Annotated in this window: 12 protein-coding genes; 8 read left to right on the top strand and 4 right to left on the bottom strand. The window is 71.3% G+C overall.

Translation table 11 applies throughout. The annotated features are described in order from the left end of the window. Positions 1–160 precede the first annotated feature (160 nt). From BS80_RS35655 to BS80_RS35645, 3 genes are all read left to right on the top strand, one after another. Positions 161–1,777: a DHA2 family efflux MFS transporter permease subunit gene (locus BS80_RS35655; RefSeq protein ID WP_035805783.1), complete on the top strand. Its 1,617-nt coding sequence runs from the start codon at positions 161–163 to the stop codon at positions 1,775–1,777. Between the two features lie 23 nt (positions 1,778–1,800). Next, positions 1,801–2,463, top strand: a complete 663-nt coding sequence (locus BS80_RS35650; protein ID WP_083975730.1) for a TetR/AcrR family transcriptional regulator — start codon at positions 1,801–1,803, stop codon at positions 2,461–2,463. A gap of 130 nt (positions 2,464–2,593) precedes the next feature. Continuing rightward, complete coding sequence (locus BS80_RS35645) at positions 2,594–3,622, top strand: endonuclease/exonuclease/phosphatase family protein (protein ID WP_035805779.1); 1,029 nt, start codon at positions 2,594–2,596, stop codon at positions 3,620–3,622. 7 nt (positions 3,623–3,629) lie between these two features. On the opposite strand, the gene BS80_RS35640 is transcribed toward BS80_RS35645, so the two are convergent. Further along, a complete protein-coding gene (locus BS80_RS35640) occupies positions 3,630–5,384 on the bottom strand; it encodes an NAD+ synthase (protein WP_035805777.1) in 1,755 nt (584 codons plus the stop codon). 190 nt (positions 5,385–5,574) lie between these two features. Between BS80_RS35640 and glnA the strand changes: the two genes are divergently transcribed. Together glnA and BS80_RS35630 are read left to right on the top strand one after the other, a co-directional pair. Next, the gene (glnA, locus tag BS80_RS35635; RefSeq protein WP_035805776.1) at positions 5,575–6,936 is read left to right on the top strand and encodes a type I glutamate--ammonia ligase; all 1,362 of its coding nucleotides are present in this window, start codon (positions 5,575–5,577) and stop codon (positions 6,934–6,936) included. A 250-nt stretch (positions 6,937–7,186) separates the two neighbouring features. Further along, positions 7,187–8,452, top strand: a complete 1,266-nt coding sequence (locus BS80_RS35630) for a hypothetical protein (protein WP_035805775.1) — start codon at positions 7,187–7,189, stop codon at positions 8,450–8,452. Here BS80_RS35630 and BS80_RS35625 read toward each other — a convergent pair. Next, positions 8,416–9,570, bottom strand: a complete 1,155-nt coding sequence (locus tag BS80_RS35625) for an acyltransferase family protein (RefSeq protein ID WP_051967627.1) — start codon at positions 9,568–9,570, stop codon at positions 8,416–8,418. The two genes, BS80_RS35630 and BS80_RS35625, sit on opposite strands and share 37 nt — an antisense overlap. Before the next feature lie 109 nt (positions 9,571–9,679). Between BS80_RS35625 and BS80_RS35620 the strand changes: the two genes are divergently transcribed. Next, positions 9,680–12,706 (top strand): bifunctional [glutamine synthetase] adenylyltransferase/[glutamine synthetase]-adenylyl-L-tyrosine phosphorylase, encoded by a 3,027-nt coding sequence (locus BS80_RS35620; RefSeq protein ID WP_035805774.1) that lies wholly within the window; start codon positions 9,680–9,682, stop codon positions 12,704–12,706. A gap of 22 nt (positions 12,707–12,728) precedes the next feature. On the opposite strand, the gene BS80_RS35615 is transcribed toward BS80_RS35620, so the two are convergent. Then, complete coding sequence (locus tag BS80_RS35615) at positions 12,729–13,694, bottom strand: phosphatase PAP2 family protein (RefSeq protein WP_083975728.1); 966 nt, start codon at positions 13,692–13,694, stop codon at positions 12,729–12,731. A gap of 456 nt (positions 13,695–14,150) precedes the next feature. Here BS80_RS35615 and pulA point away from each other — a divergent pair, with 456 nt between their 5' ends. Both pulA and BS80_RS35605 read left to right on the top strand, forming a co-directional pair. Next, positions 14,151–19,619, top strand: a complete 5,469-nt coding sequence (pulA, locus tag BS80_RS35610) for a pullulanase-type alpha-1,6-glucosidase (protein ID WP_198045697.1) — start codon at positions 14,151–14,153, stop codon at positions 19,617–19,619. A 252-nt stretch (positions 19,620–19,871) separates the two neighbouring features. After that, the gene (locus tag BS80_RS35605) at positions 19,872–21,623 is read left to right on the top strand and encodes a carbohydrate-binding module family 20 domain-containing protein (RefSeq protein WP_035805771.1); all 1,752 of its coding nucleotides are present in this window, start codon (positions 19,872–19,874) and stop codon (positions 21,621–21,623) included. Positions 21,624–21,680: 57 nt separating this feature from the next. Here the strand turns inward: BS80_RS35605 and BS80_RS35600 are convergent, their stop codons facing one another. Next, a complete protein-coding gene (locus BS80_RS35600; protein ID WP_035805768.1) occupies positions 21,681–22,436 on the bottom strand; it encodes an SDR family oxidoreductase in 756 nt (251 codons plus the stop codon). Positions 22,437–22,448 lie beyond the last annotated feature (12 nt).

Genomic DNA, 22,448 nt, shown 5'->3' with positions numbered 1-22,448 from the left:
CGCCGTCCCCGCACCGCAAAAGCCCCGCGTCGTTGCCCAATGTTTATTCGATACGGGTCCGTCTCGTATCGAAAAGGCGCTACGCTGATGGGAGCAATTACGAGACGCAGGCGTCTCGCAGTACCTCGGCACACCTTCTTCGTCCGAACGGGGCACACGTATGACCACCGCAGTAGCCGCCACCCCACCACGCGTGCCGGAGGCCATCCACCGCCGCCGCTGGGCCATCCTGGGCACGCTGATCCTCGCTCTGCTGGTCGTCGTGCTGGACAACTCGATCCTCAACGTGGCGATGAAGACCATCGCCACCCCGGCCCCGGTGGGCCTGGGCGCCACCCAGAGCGACCTCGAGTGGGCGATCAACTCCTACACCCTGGTCTTCGCCGGACTGCTCTTCACCTCGGGGCTGCTCGGTGACCGGTTCGGCCGCAAGAAGGCCCTGCTCGCGGGCATGCTGGTGTTCGGCGTCGGCTCGCTGCTCTCCGCGCTCGCCAGTGGGCCCGGTGAGCTGATCAGCTTCCGCGCGGTGATGGGCCTCGGCGGCGCCTTCGTGATGCCGGCCACGCTGGCCATCATCATGAACGTCTTCGAGCGCAGCGAGCAGCCGAAGGCGATCGGCATCTGGGCCGGCGCCGTGGGCCTGGCCATCGCGATCGGCCCGATCACCGGCGGCCTGCTGATCGAGCACTTCTGGTGGGGCTCGGTCTTCCTGATCAACGTGCCGATCGTGGCGGTCGCCCTGGTCCTGATGTTCGTGCTGGTCCCGGACTCCAAGGACCCGAACCCCGGCAAGCTCGACCCGATCGGCGTGCTGCTGTCGATCATCGGCCTGGTGGCGCTGATCTACGGCATCATCAAGGGCGGCGACCTGGCCTCCGTCACCGACCCGAAGGCCGTCGTCCCGGTGCTCATCGGCGTGGCCGCACTGGTCGCCTTCGTCTTCCACGAGAAGCGCACCAGCCACCCCGCGCTGGACATCACCTGGTTCCGCAACAAGGCCTTCTCCACCTCGGTGACCGTGGTCGGCCTGGTCTTCTTCGCGCTCATGGGCGTCTCGTTCTTCGGCGTCTTCTACACCCAGAGCGTGCGCGGCTACAGCCCGCTGGCCGCCGGCGCGCTGATGCTGCCGCTGGCCGTCGCCCAGCTGCTCTTCGCGCCGCGGGCCCGCCTGGTGGTGGACCGCCTCGGCGTCCGCGCCACCTGCGCCGGCGGCATGGCGCTGATCGCGATCGCCTTCCTCGGCTACCTGCTGCTGGGCACCGACACCCCGATCTGGGTGCTGGAGGTGATCGGCTTCGTGATGGGCGCCGGCATGGCGCACGTGATGCCGCCGGTGACCGTCGCCATCATGGGCTCGCTGCCCCGCGAGAAGGCCGGCGCGGGCTCGGCGCTCAACAACACCTTCCGTCAGGTCGGCGGCTCGCTCGGGGTCGCGGTGCTGGGCGCGGTGCTCTCCACCGTCTACCGCAACGGGATCACCGACCACCTGAGCGGGCTCCCCGCGGGCCTGCGGCAGACCGCCGGCGAGTCGATCGAGGCCACCCTCGGGGTCGCCGGGTCGCTCGGCCCCAAGGGCCAGGCGCTGGTCCACCCCGCGTACGACTCCTTCATCCACGCCATGCACGTGGTCGCGGGCCTGTCGGCCGGTGTGACGCTGGTCGGCGCGCTGCTGGCCTGGTTCTTCCTGCCCGGCAAGGTGACCGGCGCACCGTCCGCTCCGGCCGCCCCCGTGGACGCGGCGCGCGTCGCCGAGCCGGTGCGGCAGGCGAAGGCCTGACCGGTCCGATGGAGAATGGGAGCATGGACACGGATCGTCAAGCCTCTCCCAGCGCCCTCGCCGTGGAGCCGCTCTGCGCGGCTCCACGGCGAGGGCGTCCGCGCTCGGAGGCGGCGGAGCAGGCCATCTTCGCGGCCATCGAGCAGCTGATGATGGACGGCACCGGCCTGGGAGAGCTGACCATCGAGGGCATCGCGCAGGCTGCCGGGGTCGGCAAGGCCACCATCTACCGGCGCTGGCCCAACAAGGAGGCCCTGCTGGTCGACGCCGTCGTCAAGCTGGAGACCCCGGAGCCGGAGCTGAGCGGGCGCAGCGCCCGGGACGACCTGATCGAGACGCTGGAGTACATGCGGCGGCGCGGGCTGAACAAGCGCTCGCGCTGGGTGCTGATGGTCATCTTCCACCAGCTGCACTCGCTGCCCGAGCTGAAGAGCGTGTACTACGACCGGGTGATCCAGCGCCGTCGCCAGGTGATCCGGGACGTGGCCCGGCGAGGCGTCGCCTCCGGCGAGTTCCGGGCCGACCTCGACCTCGACCTGCTGGCCGAGATGCTGGTCGGCGCGATGCTCGTGCGCACCGTCCTGTGGGACGACTCACCGCTGGACGATCCGGCGCTCCCGGTCACCATGGTCGACGCGCTGCTCTCCGGCCTGGGTGGTCCAGCTCACCTCCCCGCGGGCGGGTAATCCGGACCGCGCCGCAACCCGCCGTGACCGGTCGAGCGTCTGTCCCGTCATAGGGTGGGCCGAGAATCCGATCATTTGCACCGAATCTCGGCACGGCCCGGACCGTACGCGAGCACCAAGGGGTCACGGTATGACGCAGGCCGGCGAAGCATGGGCGCCGACGGACGGCGACGAGCAGCAGCCCACCGGGAGCCCGTCCGCCCGGTGGAGCTGGGGCACCGACCGCCGCGGCCGCTCCACCTGGCGGCGCGGGTGGGTGCTCGCGGTGCTGGCCGTGCTGATCGCCCTGCTGCTGGCCTTCCACGCCCAGCTGCCGAACTCGGTCGGCAACCTCGGCAGCCTGCTGGAGACCTTCCTGCCCTGGCTGGGCCTGCTGGTCGTCCCGGTGCTGCTCGGGTTCGCGCTCTGGCGCCGCTCGGCGACCGCCCTGCTGGCGCTGCTGCTGCCGGCGGCCGTCTGGGTGAACCTGTTCGGCGGCCTGCTCAGTGACAAGAGCACCGGGCACGGCGACTTCACGGTGCTCACCCACAACGTCGAGGCCGGCAACACCGACCCGGCCGGGACGGTGAAGCTGGTGACCGGCTCCGGCGCGCAGATCGTCGCGCTGGAGGAGCTGACCGGCGCCGCGCTGACCACCTACGAGTCGGGCCTGGCCCCCGCCTACCCGTACCACGTGGTGGAGGGCACGGTCGGGCTCTGGTCCAAGTACCCGATCGGCGACACCCGGGTGGTGGACATCAGGATCGGCTGGACCAGGGCCTTCCGCACCGAGGTGACCACCCCGAAGGGGCCGGTGGCGGTGTACGTGGCGCACATGCCGTCCGTCCGGGTGAAGTTCGACGCGGGCTTCACCGCGGACCAGCGCGACGTCAGCGCCCAGGCGCTGGGCGACGCCATCCAGGCCGAGGAGCTGAAGAAGGTCCTGCTGCTCGGCGACCTGAACGGCACGATGAACGACCGCAGCCTGGCGCCGGTGACCTCGCAGATGCGGTCGGCCCAGGGGACGGCGGGCAGCGGCTTCGGCTTCAGCTGGCCGTCGGCCTTCCCGATGGCGCGGATCGACCAGATCATGAGCCGCGGCCTGACCCCCACCGACTCCTGGGTGCTGGCGGCAGACGGCAGCGACCACCGGGCGATCGCCGCCGACTACCGCTACTGACGGCGGCCTAGCCCCGCCGCCAGCCGTTGGTGATCGGCAGCCGGCGGTCGCGCCCGAAGCCCTTCGCGGAGATCTTCGGGCCCGGCGGGTACTGCCGGCGCTTGTACTCGGCGGTGTCCACCAGCCGCACCACCCGGTCCACCACGGCCGCCTCGAAGCCCAGCGCCACGATGGCGTCGCGGCCCTGGTCGCCCTCGATGTAGGCGTCCAGGATCGAGTCCAGCAGGTCGTAGTCGGGCAGCGAGTCGCTGTCCACCTGATCCGGCCGCAGCTCGGCGCTGGGCGGCTTGAGGATGGTGTTCTCCGGGATCGGCGGGGTCTCGCCGCGCTCGGCGGCCGCCTCGTTGCGCCACTTCGCGAGCCGGAAGACCAGCGACTTGTAGACGTCCTTGATCGGGCCGTAGGCGCCCACCGAGTCGCCGTACAGGGTCGAGTAGCCGACCGCCAACTCGCTCTTGTTGCCCGGCGCGAGGACGAGGTGGCCCTCCTGGTTGGAGATCGCCATCAGCAGCGTGCCGCGCAGCCGGGACTGCAGGTTCTCCTCCGCCAGGCCGGTCAGTTCGAGTGCACCCGTATAGGCGTCGAACATCGGGGCGATCGAGACGGTACGGAAGTTCAGTCCGGTGCGGCGGGCCAACTCGGCGGCGTCGTCGCGGGAGTGCTGCGAGGAGTACCGGCTGGGCATCGACACGCAGTGCACGTTCCCGGCGCCGACGGCGTCCACCGCGATGGCGGCCACGAGCGCCGAGTCGATGCCGCCGGAGAGTCCGATCAGCACCGACGTGAAGCCGTTCTTGCGCACGTACGCCCGGGTGCCCGAGACCAGCGCGGCGTAGATCTCCGCCTCGTCGTCGATCCGCGGCGCGATCTGCGCGACCGCCGGCTCCTGCGGGCGTCCGGCCGGTTCGCCGCCCAGCTCGGTACGGACCAGGTGCAGGCCGTCGCCGAGCAGCAGTCCGTCGGTGTGGTCCGAGGTCGCGGCCGGCAGTTCCAGGTCCAGGACGATCAGGCTCTCCTCGAACTGCGGTGCACGGGACAGTACTTGACCGTCCGCCTGGACCACCAGCGAGTCGCCGTCGAAGACCAGCTCGTCCTGCGCGCCGACCATGTTCAGGTACGCGAGCGTGCAGCCCGCCTCGGCGGCCCGGCGCTGCACGAGAGCGAGCCGCTGGTCGTCCTTGTTGCGCTCGTACGGCGATCCGTTGATCACCAGCAGCAGCCCGGCGCCGGCCTCCCGGGCGGCCGTGACCCGGCCGCCGTCCTGCCAGATGTCCTCGCAGACGGCCAGCGCGACGTCCACGCCGTGCAGCCGCAGCACCGGGAGCTGGTCGCCGGGGACGAAGTAGCGGTACTCGTCGAAGACGCCGTAGTTGGGCAGGTGGTGCTTGGCGAACCGGGTGGCCACCGTGCCGCGGTGCAGCACGGCCGCGCAGTTCTGCGGCGAGCCGGCCGGTCGGCCGAGCCTGGGGGAGTCGTGCTCGGAGCGGCCGAGGTAGCCGACCACGACGGGCAGCTCGCCGAGCCCCTCGGCGGCCAACCGGGCGGCCAGCTCCACCAGGGCGGCCCGGGAGGCGTCCACGAACGACCGGCGCAGCGCGAGGTCCTCGACCGGGTACCCGGTCAGGACCATCTCGGGGAACGCGACCAGCTGCGCACCGCGCTCGGCGGCGCGCCTGGTCCACTGCAGCACCTGCTCGCTGTTGTGCGCGATAGCGCCGACGGTGGGGTCGAGCTGGCTCAGGGCGAGGCGGAGACTGGGCATGTCGCCAGTGTAATCGTCGATCTGACGCTATGGGGGGTCGGGGGGCCGGGACCACCTGTTCATCCGCCCTGGGTGCCCGTGGGCCCGCGTATCCGCGATGATGGGCCCAATAGTGCATACGCCCGACGTGGTGCTCCGCCATCGCCCCAGGCGTAACACGAACGTAAAGAGCAGAGGTGAGACTGTCCCCATGGGCAAGCAGCAGGAGTTCGTGCTTCGTACGCTCGAAGAGCGTGACATCCGGTTCGTCCGGCTGTGGTTCACCGATGTGCTCGGCTTCCTCAAGTCGGTGGCGGTCGCCCCGGCCGAGTTGGAGCAGGCCTTCGAGGAGGGCATCGGCTTCGACGGCTCGGCGATCGAGGGATTCGCCCGGGTGTACGAGTCCGACATGATCGCCAAGCCGGACCCGACCACCTTCCAGATACTGCCCTGGCGCTCGGAGACGCCCGGCACCGCCCGGATGTTCTGCGACATCATGATGCCGGACGGCTCCCCCTCCTACGCCGACCCGCGCTTCGTCCTCAAGCGCACCTTGGAGAAGGCCTCCGCGCTCGGGTTCACCTTCTACACCCACCCCGAGATCGAGTTCTTCCTGCTCAAGAACCTCCCGCACGACGGCACCCCGCCCGAGCCCGCCGACCAGTCCGGCTACTTCGACCACACCCCGCGCGGGGTGGGCCACGACTTCCGGCGCCAGGCGATCACGATGCTGGAGTCGATGGGCATCTCGGTCGAGTTCTCGCACCACGAGGGCGCCCCCGGCCAGCAGGAGATCGACCTGCGCTACGCCGACGCGCTCTCCACGGCCGACAACATCATGACCTTCCGCCTGGTCATGAAGGAGGTCGCGCTGGAGCAGGGCGTGCACGCCAGCTTCATGCCGAAGCCGTTCTCCCAGCACCCCGGTTCGGGCATGCACACCCACCTCTCGCTCTTCGAGGGTGACCGCAACGCCTTCCACGAGACCGGCGCGGAGTACCAACTCTCCAAGGTCGGCCGCTCCTTCATCGCCGGCCTGCTGCGCCACGCCGCCGAGACCGCCGCCGTCACCAACCAGTGGGTCAATTCGTACAAGAGGATCTGGGGCGGCTCGCAGCGCACCGCGGGCGCCGGCGGCGAGGCCCCCTCGTACATCTGCTGGGGTCACAACAATCGCTCCGCGCTGATCCGGGTCCCGATGTACAAGCCCGGCAAGCAGGGCTCCACCCGCATCGAGGTCCGCTCCCTCGACACCGGCTGCAACCCCTACCTCGCGTACGCCGTCACCCTGGCCGCCGGCCTCAAGGGCATCGAGGAGGGCTACGAGCTCCCCCCGGGCGCCGACGACGACGTCTGGGCGCTCTCCGACGCCGAACGCCGCGCCATGGGCATCCAGCCGATGCCGCAGAACCTCGGCGAGGCGATCGACCTGATGCAGCGTAGCGAGCTGGTCGCGGAAACCCTCGGTGAGCACGTCTTCGACTTCTTCCTGCGCAACAAGCGCCAGGAGTGGGAGGAGTACCGCTCCGAGGTCACCCCGTTCGAGCTGCGCAAGAACCTCCAGGTGCTGTAACCGCTCGGCGAACGGGCCCGGGCCGGCGACACGAAGTCGCCGGCCCGGGCCCGTTCGTCGTGCAGCCCGCGCGGAAGGGGTTGTTCCCGTACGACCGAGCGGGGCCGGGTGACGGATTCCGACCGATCACCAATGGCTGAACGTAACAGGGCAGGCACAGAGGGTTCGTGCTGCGATGGGGGTAGCGCCCTCACGAGGGGCGCTGCGACCGGTGATCCGGGGTGTTCCGGGTCCGAATCGAGAGGTGCTCATGTCCCCTACCGCAGGGCGTGCCGCAGACGCGCGCACGCTGGCTCGTCGTTGCGGAGTCGCCGCCGCCGCGACGGCCGCCGCCGCCGCCCAGTTCCTCACCGTTCCGGCGGCCGGCGCCCAGCCGGTCACGGCTGTACCGGCCGGCGCCGTCGAGCGTGGTGGCCCGGGGGCGTCGCACCGTGACGACCCGAACGCGCCGGTGCTGAGCGAGCACCAGATCCCGCTCACCACCCGGTTCCAGGCCGACATGCACGGCTCGATCACCCGGATCGCCAACACGCTGATGACCTGTGACGAGACCAAGCCGCCGGTCAAGGCCGGGGTGGCGTCCTGCGAGGACGCGCGCCGGGGCGTCGGCCAGGGGATCTTCAACAACAACTACCCGATGAAGTACGTCAACATCGAGCAGCCCGGCACCATCGGCCCGCTCGGCGACGAGATCTACTCGTCCAGCTCGGCCGACCTCAAGCTGGCCGACCAGTCCGACATCAAGTACGCCCGGCTGTACTGGGGCGGCACCCGCGGTATCGGTACCGACGTGCTGCCGCTGAGCCAGGTCGACGAGGTCTACTTCAAGGCCCCGGGCGACAGCGACTTCCGTGACATCGCCAACGACGGCGGGCAGAGCAACATCGGTCAGATCAACACCACCGAGGAGACCGCCTACCAGGCGTCCGCCGACGTGACGGACATCGTCAAGGGAGCCGGCAACGGCACCTACGAGGTGGCCAACCTCGACTCGGTGGTCAAGCCGCACAGCTGGGGCAGCTGGACGCTGGTCGTGGCGTACGAGAACTGCAACAAGCCGCTGCGGCGGATCAACCTGTGGGACGGCTTCCAGGTCGAGCTTCCCAACTCGCCGCCGATCGACGTCAAGCTGAACGGCTTCAACGTGCCGGCGGACGGGTCGAAGATGGGCGCCAAGCTCGGTTACGTGGCCTACGACGGCGACCGGACCTACACCGGGGACTCGCTCTCGGTGAAGACCACCAACGGCCCCGAGACGCAGCTCAGCGACGCGGAGAACCCGGCCGACGACATCATGAACTCGACCATCACCGAGACCTCGCCGGCCGACAGGTTCAAGCGGGTCCCGAACTACAACAACACCTTCGGACTGGACGCCGACCGGTTCGACATCTCCAAGCTGATCCGGCCCGGCGACACCGACCTGCGGATGCGGTTCAACACCGCGAAGGACGGCTACCAGGTCGGCGCCGCCTACACCTACCTCAACCTGGACGACAGCGACGACGCCAGCTGATCCTCCCCGTGCTCCTCGCGCCCCCGCGCCGCCGGTACCCCGGTGGCCGGGGGCGTGGCGCGTCCACCGCGCAGCCGGCGTTCGCAGGGGACTTCCACCGTGTGGTGGAGCAGGGCGGCGACGGCCAGGGTGAGCGCGGTCAGCAGCAGCCAGACGGCGGCGGTGGCCGGGCCGGGGGAGGGTTGGCCGAACCGGTGCAGCCAGAGTCGCAGCACGATCTCCTGCACCAGGTACCACGCGTACGACCAGTGCCCGAGCCGGACCGCCCAGCGGCTGCCCAGCAGGCCCGGGGCGCGGGCCAGGTCGCGCTGGGCGACCGCCGTGATCAGCCCGGCGAAGAGCACGGCGGGGCCCAGCTGGGCGGCCGAGTACGGTCCGTACCAGCGGTCGTCGCCGGCCGCCTGCGACCACGGGACCAGCAGCAGGTGCCAGCCGACCAGCGCCGCCGCCCACCAGCGGGCCCGCAGTCGGGGCAGCCGGCCGCGGCGCACCGCGAGTCCGGCCAGCACGCCGAGCACGAACTGCGGCGTGCGCGAGAGCGGCAGGTAGTCGAGCAGCCACCAGCGCAGGGCGGTGTCGTGGGTCAGCGAACCGCTCCACCAGAGCGCCGGGCCGGCGGCCGCGCAGAGCAGTGCCAGCGGCAGCCAGAGCCGGGCCCGTCCGCGCAGCAGCGCCAGCAGGCCGGGGAGCAGCAGGTAGAACCATGCCTCGTCGCCGAGCGACCAGGAGGCCGGATTGCCGCCCTTGGCGAGGTCCTGCACCCAGGGGTGCACCAGGAGCAGCGACCAGAGCGCGGCGCCGACCGGCACCGTGGCGCCGATCGCCGCGTAGGCCGCCAGCGACAGGGCGGTGGTCAGCGCGTGCAACGGCCAGATCCGGGCGAGCCGGCGGCGGTAGAAGCGGACCGCGCCCACCTCGGCGGCGTCGTAGGTCCAGGCGAGGACGAAGCCGGACAGCACGAAGAAGAAGGTCACCCCGCTGCGGCCGTACCAGACCAGCGGCCCGATCCCGGGCAACGGGCCCAGCTGGCGGCTGAGGTGATAGAGCACCACCAGCAGGGCCGCCCAGAAGCGCAGTCCCGTCAGGGAGGGCAGCCGGGCGCGCGAGGAGGAGGACACCTGGGCCTAACGGTTCGACCGGCCGGTGAGTCACTCGCTCGGGCTGGGGAATGAGCCTGACGAACATCTACGCTACAAAAATGATCAGTCGGATACGAGGAGGCGCCGGATGACGGCAGCGGGCAGCCGTACCAGCAGGCCGGAGGTCCGGCTGGTACGCCGTGGCTTCACGGACCCCGAGGCGGCCGTCCGGCGGCTCTCGGCTCCCGCCCTGACCGGGCTGGCCGACGACGCGGTGCTGCTCGACGCACTGGGTGCCACCGCCGACCCCGACCTCGCCCTGCTCGGCCTGGCCCGGCTGCTGGAGGCGCTGGGGGAGTCCGAGCGGCACGCCCTGCGCGACACGCTGACCACCTCCAAGCCGCTGCGCGACCGGCTGCTGAGCGTCCTGGGGGCGTCCGCCGCGCTCGGTGACCACCTGGCGGTGCATCCGCGCGACTGGCACGCCCTGGTCACCTTCGACGTCTTCGACATGCACCCGGGCACCGCCGAGTTCCACCACGAGCTGACCCAGCGGGTCGCGGCCCACCCGGGCGACCCCGCCGACGCGCTGCGGGCCGGCTACCGCCGCTGCCTGTTGACCATCGCCGCCCGCGACCTGACCGCCACCACCGACCTGGCCAAGGCCGCCGCCGAGCTGGCCGACCTGGCCGCCGCCACGCTGCGGACCGCCCTGGCGATCGCCGCCGAACAGGACGCGGAGGCCGCCGACGCCTGCCGGCTGTCGGTGATCGCGATGGGCAAGTGCGGCGGCCGGGAGCTCAACTACGTCTCCGACGTGGACGTGATCTTCGTGGCCGAGGCCCGCGAGGGCGTCGAGGAGCACCGCGCACTCCAGGCCGCCACCCGGCTGGCCGCCAGGATGATGCGGCTCTGCTCGGACACCACCGGGGAGGGCACGATCTGGCCGGTGGACGCCAATCTGCGCCCCGAGGGCCGCAACGGGCCGCTGGTACGCACGCTGGCCAGCCACCTGGCGTACTACCAGCGCTGGGCCAAGACCTGGGAGTTCCAGGCGCTGCTCAAGGCCCGCCCGGTCGCGGGGGACGCGGCGCTGGGTGAGGCGTACGTCGAGGCGCTGGCGCCGATGGTCTGGCAGGCGGCCGAGCGGGAGAACTTCGTCGCGGACGTGCAGCGGATGCGCCGCCGGGTGGTCGAGGCGATCCCGGCCACCGAGTTGGACCGCCAGCTCAAGCTGGGCCCGGGCGGCCTGCGGGACGTCGAGTTCTCCGTCCAGCTGCTTCAACTGGTGCACGGCCGCACCGATCCGGCACTGCACAGCGCCAACACCCTGGAGGCGCTCGCCGCGCTCTCGGCCGGCGGCTACGTCGGGCGGGCGGACGCGGCCTCGCTGGACTCCGCCTACCGCTTCCTGCGCTCGCTGGAGCACCGGATCCAGCTCTACCGGCTGCGCCGCACCCACCTGATGCCCACCGACCCGGCCGACCTGCGCCGGCTGGCCCGCTCGATGGCGTCGATGATCAACGACGACACCAAGGCGGACCCGGTGGCCGCGCTGGAACGGGAGTGGAAGCGGCACGCGCTGGAGGTCCGGCGGCTGCACGAGAAGCTCTTCTACCGGCCGCTGCTCGACGCGGTGGCCGGGCTCTCGGCGGGGGAGGCGCTGACCCCCGGGACGGCGGCGATGAGCTCGGCGGCGGCCAAGGCCCGGCTGGAGGCGCTCGGCTTCGCGGACCCGTCGGCGGCGCTGCGCCACCTGGGCGCGCTGGCCGCCGGGGTCAGCCGCAAGGCCGCCATCCAGCGGACGCTGCTGCCGGTGCTGCTCGGCTGGTTCGCCGACTCCGCCGACCCGGACGCCGGGCTGCTGGGGTTCCGGCAGGTCTCCGACGCGCTCGGCCGCACCCCGTGGTACCTGCGGCTGCTGCGCGACGAGAGCGCCGCCGCCGAGCAGCTGGCCCGGATCCTGTCGGCCGGGCGGCTCGCGCCCGACCTGCTGTTGCGCGCCCCCGAGGCGGTGGCGATGCTGGGCGATCCGCAGGGCCTGGAGCCGCGCGGCCGGGCGGCGCTGGAGCAGGAGATCCTCGCCGCGGTCGGCCGCGCGCCCGAGCCCGGCGCGGCCGTCGTGGCGGCCCGTTCGGTGCGCCGCCGGGAGCTCTTCCGGACCGCCGCGGCCGATGTGATCGGCCGGTTCGGCGACGATCCGGGCCAGGCCCTGGAGGCCGCCGCCGGGGCGCTCACCGCGCTCAACGCCGCCACTCTGCAGGGCGCGCTGGCGGCCTGCACGGCCGGCTGGGAGGCGGCGCACGGCGAACCGCTGCCGACCAGGATCGCGGTGATCGCGATGGGCCGGTTCGGCGGCCACGAACTGGGCTACGGCTCGGACGCGGACGTGCTCTTCGTCCACGAACCGCTCCCCGGCACCGAGCACGACGCGGCCGGGGCCGCCCGGGCGGTCTGCAACGAGCTGCGCACCCTGCTGGCCGCGCCGTCCACCGAGCCGCCGTTGCTGGTCGACGCGGACCTGCGTCCGGAGGGCCGGCAGGGGCCGCTGGTGCGCACCCTGGGCTCGTACGCGGCGTACTACGCGCGCTGGTCGCACGTCTGGGAGAGCCAGGCGCTGCTGCGGGCCGAGCCGATCGCCGGGGACGTCGAGCTCGGTGAGCGGTTCCGCGCGCTGATCGATCCGCTGCGCTACCCGCTGCAGGGCGTGCCGGAGCGGGACCTGATGGAGATCCGGCGGATCAAGGCGCGGATCGAGAGCGAGCGGCTGCCGCGCGGCGCCGACCCGACCACACACACCAAGATCGGCCGCGGCGGCCTGGCCGACGTCGAGTGGACGGTGCAGCTGCTCCAGCTCCAGCACGGGCACGAGCTGCACGGGCTGCGCACCACCCGGACCAGGCGGGCGCTGCTCGCGGCACACGACGCCGGGCTGCTGGCGGTCGAGGACGCCGAGGTGCTGGACGCCGCCTGGGTGCTGGCCTCGCGGGTGCGCAGCGCGGTGATGCTGGTGCGCGGGCGGCCGGGCGACAGCTTCCCCGGCGAGGCGCGCGAGCTGGCCGGAGTGGCCCGCTACCTCGGGTACGGGGAGGGCCACTCCGGCGAACTGGTGGACGACTACCGGCGCACCACGCGGCGGGCGCGCAGCGTGGTGGAGCGGCTCTTCTACGGGTGACGCGGGGGGCGGGCCGCCGGCGTCAGCGGCTGCCGGCGCCGATCGGGCTCGGCCGCTGCTCGGGTACCGCGGGGGGCGTGGCGGTCTGCCAGGAGGCGGGGATCTGCGGGAACTGGAAGGCCCAGCGGTCGTAGATCAACCGGGCGGCCAGGAAGCCGATGCCCAGGCAGAGTGCGCCGCCCAGGGCGTCCATCCAGTAGTGGTTGGCGGTCGAGATGATCACCATCAGGGTCGCCGCCGGGTAGAGCAGTCCCAGCGCCCGCACCCAGGCCCGTTCGGCCAGGAAGAAGAGCGTCAGGCCGCACCAGAGCGACCAACCGATGTGCATCGAGGGCATCGCCGCGAACTGGTTGGACACGCTGGCGCCGGCCCCCGAGGCCAGCGAGCCCCAGGTGTGGTGGACCTCGACGGTGTCGATGAAGCCGCCGTTGGTCAGCAGGCGCGGTGGGGCCAGTGGGAAGAAGTAGAAGCCCACCAGGGCGATGCCGGTGGTCACGAAGAGCACCGTGCGGCTGGCCGCGTACCGGCCGGGGTGGCGTCGGTACAGCCAGACCAGGACGCCGATGGTCATGATGAAGTGCAGCGTCGCGTAGTAGTAGTTCATCCCCACGATCAGCCAGCCGACCGAGTTCACGCCGTGGTTGATCGAGCGCTCGACGGCGACGCCGAGGTTCTGCTCCAGGTGCCAGATCCAGGAGGCGTGCTTCTCGGCGATCGACTGCTGCTCGGGGACCGCGTTGCGGACCAGCGAGTACAGCCAGTAGCTGATGCCGATCAGGGCGAGTTCGAAGAGCAGCCGCGGGCGTACCGGCCGGCGGCGCTGGGCGCCGATCCGGGTGCGCAGTGCGGTCGCGCCCCGCAGGCCGGTGCTCCCGGTGGCTCCGTCGGCTCCCTCGTCGCTGGGGCGAGGTGCTGCGACGGAACCGCCTCCGGTTGCCGTGGCGGTACGGTCGGCGCCAGGCTCATGGTTCTCGGTCGGTTCCCCCATGAACGAGAAGTCTGCCAGACGTTCCGTGGCCGTCCGATCATCCTCTGGTCGTGGATTCGTCACCGGCTGTCCTCCCACAGTGCTAGTTGGCTACCCCGACCGGCGTGGGGGGAAGCGGCACGGGTCGCGCGAGTAGAGCGCGTCGGAGAGACACACATGCGTTCCATTGTTACTCGTTCGCAACGTCCTCGGCGAGGCGGCCCCCCTGGTGACGGTTCCCCCGGTCAGGGGCGCCAGCAGGCTGGCAGGGGACAGGGGTGCCCTGCTCGGGTGGCGGTGGAGCGAACGATGGAAATCCTTTCAGCATCTTGCTGAAACATATTGCAGCCGCTAGCGTCCAGCCACTCGACGACGACGTCCCGCCCAAGGGAGCCCGCTGTGGCCGCTGTTCAGCTCCGCCCTGCCCGGAGCACGACCGCCCGAACGAGATCCGGCCGGAGCCGACCACCGAGCGGGGTGCTGCTGGCCGTCGTGCTGACGGCCGCCACGCTCGGTGCGGCCCCGCTCGCCACGGCCGCCGCCGCGCCGCCGCCGCCCTCGGACCAGCGGCTGGCCGCCGCGGCCGACCGGCACGACCTGACCCGTGAGCAGTACTACTTCGTCCTGCCGGACCGCTTCGCCAACGGCGACACCGGCAACGACACCGGTGGCATCACCGGCAGCCGGATGGACAACGGCCTCGACCCCACCGACAAGGGCTTCTACCACGGTGGCGATCTCCAGGGCGTGATCGACAAGCTCGACTACATCCAGAACCTCGGCACCACCGCGATCTGGATGGCGCCGATCTTCAAGAACAAGCCGGTCCAGGGCACCGGGGACGCCGCCTCGGCCGGCTACCACGGCTACTGGATCACCGACTTCACCCAGGTCGACCCGCACTTCGGCACCAACGCGCAGCTCAAGGAGCTGATAGCGAAGGCGCACGCCCGAGGCATCAAGGTCTTCTTCGACGTCATCACCAACCACACCGCCGACGTCATCGACCACACCGAGCCGGGCAGCGCCTACCGCTCGACGGGCGCCTACCCCACCCTCGACCAGGACGGCGCGCCGGTCGACGAGACGGCGGTCGCCGACGCCGACGCGGCCACCGGGAGCACCGCCTACCCGAAGCTGACCGCGAACTCGTTCCCGTACACCCCGGTCGTCACCGACCCCAAGGCCAAGACGCCGGCCTGGCTGAACGACCCGTCGCTCTACCACAACCGCGGCGACTCGACCTTCGCCGGCGAGTCCGGCACCGAGGGCGACTTCTCCGGGCTGGACGACCTGGACACCCAGAACCCCAAGGTCGTCCAGGGCTTCGAGAAGATCTACCAGGACTGGGTCAAGCAGACCGGCGTCGACGGCTTCCGGATCGACACCGTCAAGAACGTGAACATGGCCTTCTGGCAGCAGTGGGCGCCCGCGCTCAAGGCCTACGCCGCCAAGCAGGGCAACAAGAACTTCTTCATGTTCGGCGAGGTCTACGACGCCGACCCGGCGGTCACCTCCCCGTACGTGACGAAGGGCAAGCTGCAGGCCACCCTGGACTTCCCGTTCCAGGACGCCGCCCGGCGCTACGTCTCGCAGGGCGGCTCCGCCCAGGCGCTGGCCGCGCTGTACGCGCAGGACTACCGGTACACCACGGCCGACGCCAACGCCTACGAGCTGCCGACCTTCACCGGCAACCACGACATGGGCCGGATCGGCGGCTTCCTGCAGGCCGACAACCCGGGCGCGGACCCGGCCACGCTGCTCGCCAAGGACGAGCTCTCCGACCAGCTGCAGTTCCTGACCCGCGGCCAGCCCGTCGTCTACTACGGCGACGAGCAGGGCTTCACCGGTCCGGGCGGGGACAAGGACGCGCGGCAGGACATGTTCGCCTCGAAGGTCGCCTCCTACAACAGCGACGCGGTGATCGGCGGGACCCCGGGCCCGGCCGACCGCTACGGCCAGAGCGGCCCGCTCTACCAGGGCATCGCCGACCTCGCCGCACTGCGCCGGGCGAACCCCGCGCTGGCGGACGGCGCGCAGGTCCAGCGGTACGCCGCCGACGGGCCGGGCGTCTACGCGTTCTCCCGGATCGACGCCAAGCAGCAGGTGGAGTACCTGGTCGCGGTCAACAACGCGACCGAGCCGAAGACCGTCACGCTGGACACCTACTCGGCCGCGATGGGCTTCGACCAGCTCTACCCGAGCGGGGGGCAGCGGCTCACCAGCGGCGCCGACCGCAAGGTGACGGTGACCGTTCCGGCGCTCTCCTCGGTGGTCTACAAGGCGGCCGGTCGGCTCGCCCCGTCAGCCTCCGCGCCCGCCATCACGCTGAGCGCGCCTGCCGCCGGCTCCACCGGCACGGTGACCGTGGGCGCGAACGTCGACGGGTCCGACTTCCACCGCGTCACCTTCGCCGCGGAGGTCGGCAACGGCCCCTGGCAGACCCTGGGCGGCTCCGACACCGGCGTGGACAAGGTGACGCAGGACCTGAGCGGCGTCGCCCCCGGCACGGTCGTGCACTACAAGGCGGTCGTCCAGGACTCCAGCGGCCACCTGCGCTCCACCACCGGCAGCTTCACCAGCGGCACCCCCGCCCCGCAGCCGCCGCCGACCGCCACCGCGCACCCGTACGCCGTCGTCCACTACCAGCGCAAGGACGGCGACTACGACGGCTGGAACCTCTACGCCTGGGGTGACATCGCCGACGGCGAGGGCACCAGCTGGCCCGCCGGGCACCCGTTCACCGGGCGTGACGCGTACGGCGCCTTCGCGTACGTCAAGTTGAACAGCGCGGCCTCGGACGTCGGGTTCATCGTCGAGAACAACGGCACCAAGGACGGTTCGGCCGACCGGCACATCGACGTCGGCTCGACCGGCGAGGTCTGGCTCAAGGACGGCGATCCGACCGTCTACACCCAGGATCCGGGCCCGGCCTCCACGGTGCCGGCCGGGATGGCGGTGATCCACTACCACCGGGCCGACGGCGCGTACGCCGGCTGGGGGTTGCACGACTGGACCGGCGCGGCCACGCCGACCGACTGGACCAGCCCGCTGCAGCCGGCCCGCCAGGACAGCTTCGGGGACGTCTTCGAGGTCCCGCTCGCGGCCGGTGCGACCAGCCTCAGCTACATCCTGCACAACGGCGACACCAAGGACCAGAGCGCCGACCAGTCGCTGGACCTGGCCACCTTCGGCCACGAGGTCTGGGTGCTCGGCGGCCAGCCGGGCTACCTGCTGCCGCAGGTGGCGACCACCGGCGCGCAGCTCGACCTGGGCACGTCCAAGGCGCAGTGGATCGACGCGAACACGGTGGTGGTCCCGGCCGGCTACGGCGCGGGCGACGGGGAGTTGAACGGCGGCACCAGCGCCCAGCTCGTCTACGACCCGGCGGGTGGCATCACCGTCGACAAGGGGGTGCTGAGCAAGCAGGGTTACTGGCTGCGGCTCGACCCGGTGGCGGGCGGCCTGACGGACGCGCAGAAGAAGAAGTACCCGAACCTCGCCGGTTACCGCGCCTTCCGCGTCGACCCGAGGGACACCGGGCGGGTGGCCAAGGCGCTGCGCAGCCAGCTGGCCTTCACCGAACACCTGCCGAACGGCGCCGTGCTGGCCGCCACCGGGGTGCAGATCCCGGGCGTCCTGGACGCGTTGTACGCGGGCGGGGCGGCGAAGGCGGCGCTCGGACCGGTGTACAGCGGCGGTGCGAGCTGGTGGCCGTGGGACCGCAAGGTCACCCTGTCGCTCTGGGCGCCCACCGCCGCCGACGTGTCCGTCCAGCTCTTCGACGGCCCCACGGGCGGGACACCCCGGACCGTCCCGCTGCACCGCGACGACGCCACCGGCATCTGGTCGCTGACCGCGGGCCGGGACCAACTGGACGGCCGGTACTACCTGTTCCAGGTGAAGGTGTGGGCGCCGAGCGTCCAGCGGGAGGTCGTCAACCTGGTGACCGACCCGTACTCGGTCGCGCTCTCCACCGACTCGCAGCGCAGCCTGGTCGCCGACCTGGCGGCCCCCGCGGCCAAGCCGGCGGGCTGGGACGGCAGTCGGAGCCCGGCGCCGATCCCGGCGGGCAAGCAGCAGATCCAGGAGCTGCACGTGCGCGACTTCTCGGCGGCGGACAGCACCGTGCCGGCCGCCGAGCGCGGCACCTATCTGGCCTTCACCCAGTCGCAGTCGGCCGGTATGCAGCACCTGCGCGACCTCGCCAAGGCGGGCGTCACCACCGTCCACCTGCTGCCCACCTTCGACAACTCCTCGATCCCGCCCGCCTCCGAGCAGAAGCTGCCCGCCTGTGACCTGGCCGCGCTGGCGGCCGACAGCGACAAGCAGCAGGCCTGTGTGGCGGCCGTGCAGGCCGACGACGCGTACAACTGGGGCTACGACCCGGTGCACTACACGGTGCCGGAGGGCGCCTACGCCACCGACCCGAGCGGGCTCGGGCGGACCGTGCAGTTCCGTCAGATGGTGCAGGCGATGCACCAGGTCGGGCTGCGGGTGGTGCTCGACGTGGTCTACAACCACACGGCGGCGGCCGGGCAGGATCCGCGCTCGGTGCTCGACCGGATCGTCCCCGGCTACTACCAGCGGCTCAGCGACACCGGCGCGGTCACCACCGACAGCTGCTGCGCGGACACCGCGCCGGAGCACGCGATGATGGACAAGCTGGTCGTCGACTCCGTGGTCACCTGGGCCAGGCAGTACAAGGTGGACGGGTTCCGGTTCGACCTGATGGGCCTGGACCCGAAGTCGACCATGCTCGACGTGCAGTCCGCGCTGCGGACGTTGACACCGCAGCGGGACGGGGTCGACGGCTCGTCGCTCTTCCTCTACGGCGAGGGCTGGAACTTCGGCGTGGTGGCGAACAACGCGCGCTTCGAGCAGGCCACCCAGCAGAACATGGCCGGCACCGGCATCGCCACCTTCAACGACCGGATCCGCGACGCCGGGCGCGGCGGGAACTTCATGCTCTCCTCCGCGCCGCAACAGGGCTTCGCCTCCGGCCTGTTCACCGACCCCAACGGCTCGGCCGCGAACGGGACGCCCGACCAGCAGAAGGCCGCGCTGCTGCACCAGATGGACGAGATCAAGGTCGGACTGACCGGTGACCTGGCCGGCTACGCGTTCACCGACAGCTCCGGAAAGCCCGTCACCGGCGCGGGAGTCGACTACGGCGGCTCGCCCACCGGTTACGCGGCCAACCCAGGGGACGCCGTCGAGTACGTCGACGCGCACGACAACACCGACCTGTTCGACGCGCTGGCCTACAAGCTGCCGACCGGCACCTCGCCGGCCGACCGGGCCCGGATGCAGGCGCTCGGGCTTTCGCTGACCGCACTCACCGAGGGTCCCGGGTTCGCCCAGGCCGGCAGCGACCTGCTGCGGTCCAAGTCGCTGGACAGCAACTCCTTCGATTCGGGCGACTGGTTCAACGCGATCCACTGGCAGTGCGCCGACGGCAACGGCTGGGGGCACGGACTGCCGATGGCGGCCGACAACCAGTCGATGTGGCCGACGGCGGGCGCGCTGCTGGCCGACCCGCGGCTGACGGTCGGCTGCGCGCAGATCACCGGCGCGAGCGCGCAGTACCAGGCGTTCCTGGCGATCAAGCAGTCCTCGCCGCTCTTCTCGCTCGCCACGGCGGCCCAGGTGCAGCAGCGGCTCTCCTACCCGCTGTCGGGCACGCCAGGGGAGACCCCCGGCGTGATCACCATGCACCTGGACGGCACCGGCCTGGCGGGAGCGGAGAAGGGCATCACCGTCGTCTTCAACGCCACGCCGACGGCGCAGACGCAGACGGTGGCCGCGCTGAAGGGCTCCGCCGAGGCGCTGCACCCGGCGCAGGCGGCAGGCTCCGACCCGGTGGTCAAGCAGTCCGCCTTCGACCCGGCGACAGGGACGTTCACCGTGCCGGCGCGGACGGTGGCGGTGTTCGTGCAGAAGTAGGGACGCCCGCCGAACCGCCCGAGCGAGGTGCTCGGGCGGTTCGGCATGCCCTGGCGCGGGCGCTCCGACACCGGGGTCGGGCGCTGCCAAACCGTTGCCTTCGGGAGTCTTGACGCGATCTTGAGGTCGCTCTAGGTTCAGCGCTGAAAGTTTCCTGCAAGTTTCAGAAAGCTTTCAGGGATGTGTTACCCACCGTATCCGGCTGCCCCACCTCAGCCACCCCCAGGAGACAACGTGGTCACCTCAGTTCCGATGCGCCCGGGCGGCTCTGGCCGCCGTGGCCGCAGAGTCGTCAGCGCACTCACCGCCTCGACCGCCCTCGCGTTCTCGCTGGTCTCCGGCATCGCCGCCGCACCGGCCGCGCAGGCTGCCCCGCCCGGTACCAAGGACGTCACGGCCACGCTCTTCGAGTGGAAGTTCGACTCGGTCGCCCAGGCCTGCACCAGCACGCTCGGCCCGAAGGGCTACGGCTACGTCGAGGTCTCGCCGGCCGAGGAGCACATCCAGGGCCCCCAGTGGTGGACCTCCTACCAGCCCGTCAGCTACCAGATAGCCGGGCGGCTCGGCGACCGGGCCTCGTTCCAGAACATGGTCAACACCTGCCACGCGGCCGGGGTGAAGGTGATCGCCGACGCCGTCATCAACCACATGACGGCGGGCTCGGGCACCGGTACCGGCGGGACGGTCTACAGCAAGTACAACTACCCCGGCCTGTACCAGGACCAGGACTTCCACAGCTGCCGCCAGCCGATCAGCAACTACATGGACCGCACCAACGTCCAGACCTGCGAGCTGGTCAACCTGGCGGACCTGGACACCGGCAGCAGCTACGTCCAGCAGACCATCGCCAACTACCTCAACGACCTCTCCGGTATGGGCGTCGACGGCTTCCGGATCGACGCGGCCAAGCACATTGCTGCCTCCGAGCTGGCCGCCATCAAGGCCAAGACCAGCAACCCGAACGCCTTCTGGGTCCAGGAGGTGATCTACGGCGCCGGTGAGCCGATCCAGCCGTCCGAGTACACCGGCAACGGCGACGTCGACGAGTTCCGGGTCGGCACCGACCTCAAGCGGATCTTCACCAGCGACAAGCTCGCCAACCTGAGCACCTGGGGCGCCTCCTGGGGCTACCTGCCGAGCAGCCAGGCGCGGTCCTTCGTCGACAACTGGGACACCGAGCGCAACGGCTCCACGCTCAACTACACCTACGGCAACACCTACACGCTGGCCAACGTCTTCCTGCTGGCCGAGAACTACGGCTCCCCGAACATCTACTCGGGCTACTCCTTCACCAACACCGACGACGGCCCGCCGAACGGCGGCACGGTCAACGCCTGCTACCAGGACGGCTGGAACTGCACGCACGCCTGGCGGCAGGTCGCCAACATGGTCGGGTTCCGCAACGCCGTGACGGGCACCGCGGTGACCAACTGGTGGTCCAACGGCAACAACGCGATCGCGTTCGGCCGCGGCAACAAGGGCTATGTCGCGCTGAACCACGAGTCCGGTCCGGTCACCCAGACCTTCCAGACCTCGCTGCCGGCCGGCAGCTACTGCGACGTCGAGCACGGTGACCCGGCCTCGGGTGGCTGCACCGGCCCGTCGTACACGGTGGCGGCCAACGGCACCTTCACGGCCACCGTCGGCGCGGGTGACGCGATCGCGCTCTACGTCGGTGCGCCGGGCGGGGGTTCGGGTGGCGGGTCGGTCAGCAGCGGGGCGTCGTTCGCGGTGAACGCGACCACCGTCGCGGGCCAGAACATCTACGTGGTCGGCGACAATGCGGCGCTCGGCGCGTGGAACACCGGCCAGGCGCTGCTGCTCTCGTCGGCGTCCTACCCGGTCTGGAAGCTGAACGTCCCGCTCGCCGCCGGAACGTCCTTCCAGTACAAGTACATTCGCGAGGACGCGAGCGGCGCGGTGACCTGGGAGTCCGGCGCCAACCGCACCGCCACCGTCCCGGCGAGTGGCACGGTGACGCTGAACGACACCTGGCGTCCCTGACGGTTCATCAGCTCTGCGCCGCCCCACCAGGGTTGCCTGGTGGGGCGGTCGGCGTTCTCAGCCGCGTCCGACGTAGGGCATCGTGGTGGCCAGCACGGTGACGGACTGGATGTTGGCCTCCAGCGGGAGCCCGGCCATGTGCAGGACCGTGCGGGCCACGTCGGCGACGTCCATGGTCGGCTCGACGGCGATCCGGCCGTCCGCCTGCCGCACGCCCGTGCTCATCGCGGCGGTCATGTCGGTGGCGGCGTTGCCGATGTCGATCTGGCCGCAGGCGATCCGGTAGGGGCGGCCGTCCAGCGAGAGCGACTTGGTCAGGCCGCTGACGGCGTGCTTGGTCGCGGTGTAGGCGATGCTCTGCGGGCGCGGCACCTGGGCGGAGATCGACCCGTTGTTGATGATCCGGCCGCCCTGCGGGTGCTGGCCCTTCATCTGCCGGAAGGCGGCCTGCGCGCAGAGGAAGGCACCGGTCAGGTTGAGGTCGACCACGGACCGCCAGTCCTGGTAGCTGAGCTCCTCCAGCGGGACGGGCGCGCCGAAGGTGCCGGCGTTGTTGAAGAGCAGGTCGATCCGCCCGTAGCGCTCGGCGACCTCGGCGAAGAGGGCGTCCACGGCGGCCGGGTCGGTGACGTCGGTCGGGATCACGGCGGCGGGAGCGGTGCTGGAGGCGCCGGCCAGCGCGGCGGTCTCGTGCAGCGGTTCGGCGCGCCGTCCGGCCAGCGCCAGCTGCCAGCCGGCGGCGGCGAGTTCGAGTGCCACGGCGCGGCCCACGCCGGTGCCGGCTCCGGTGACGACGGCGATCTGCTGCGACATGGGCTGCTCCCT

The sequence above is a fragment of the Kitasatospora mediocidica KCTC 9733 genome (assembly GCF_000744225.1).
Lineage (GTDB): Bacteria > Actinomycetota > Actinomycetes > Streptomycetales > Streptomycetaceae > Kitasatospora > Kitasatospora mediocidica.
The sequence above is the reverse complement of the archived record's forward strand: the minus strand, read 5'-3'. Positions and strand labels throughout refer to the sequence as shown.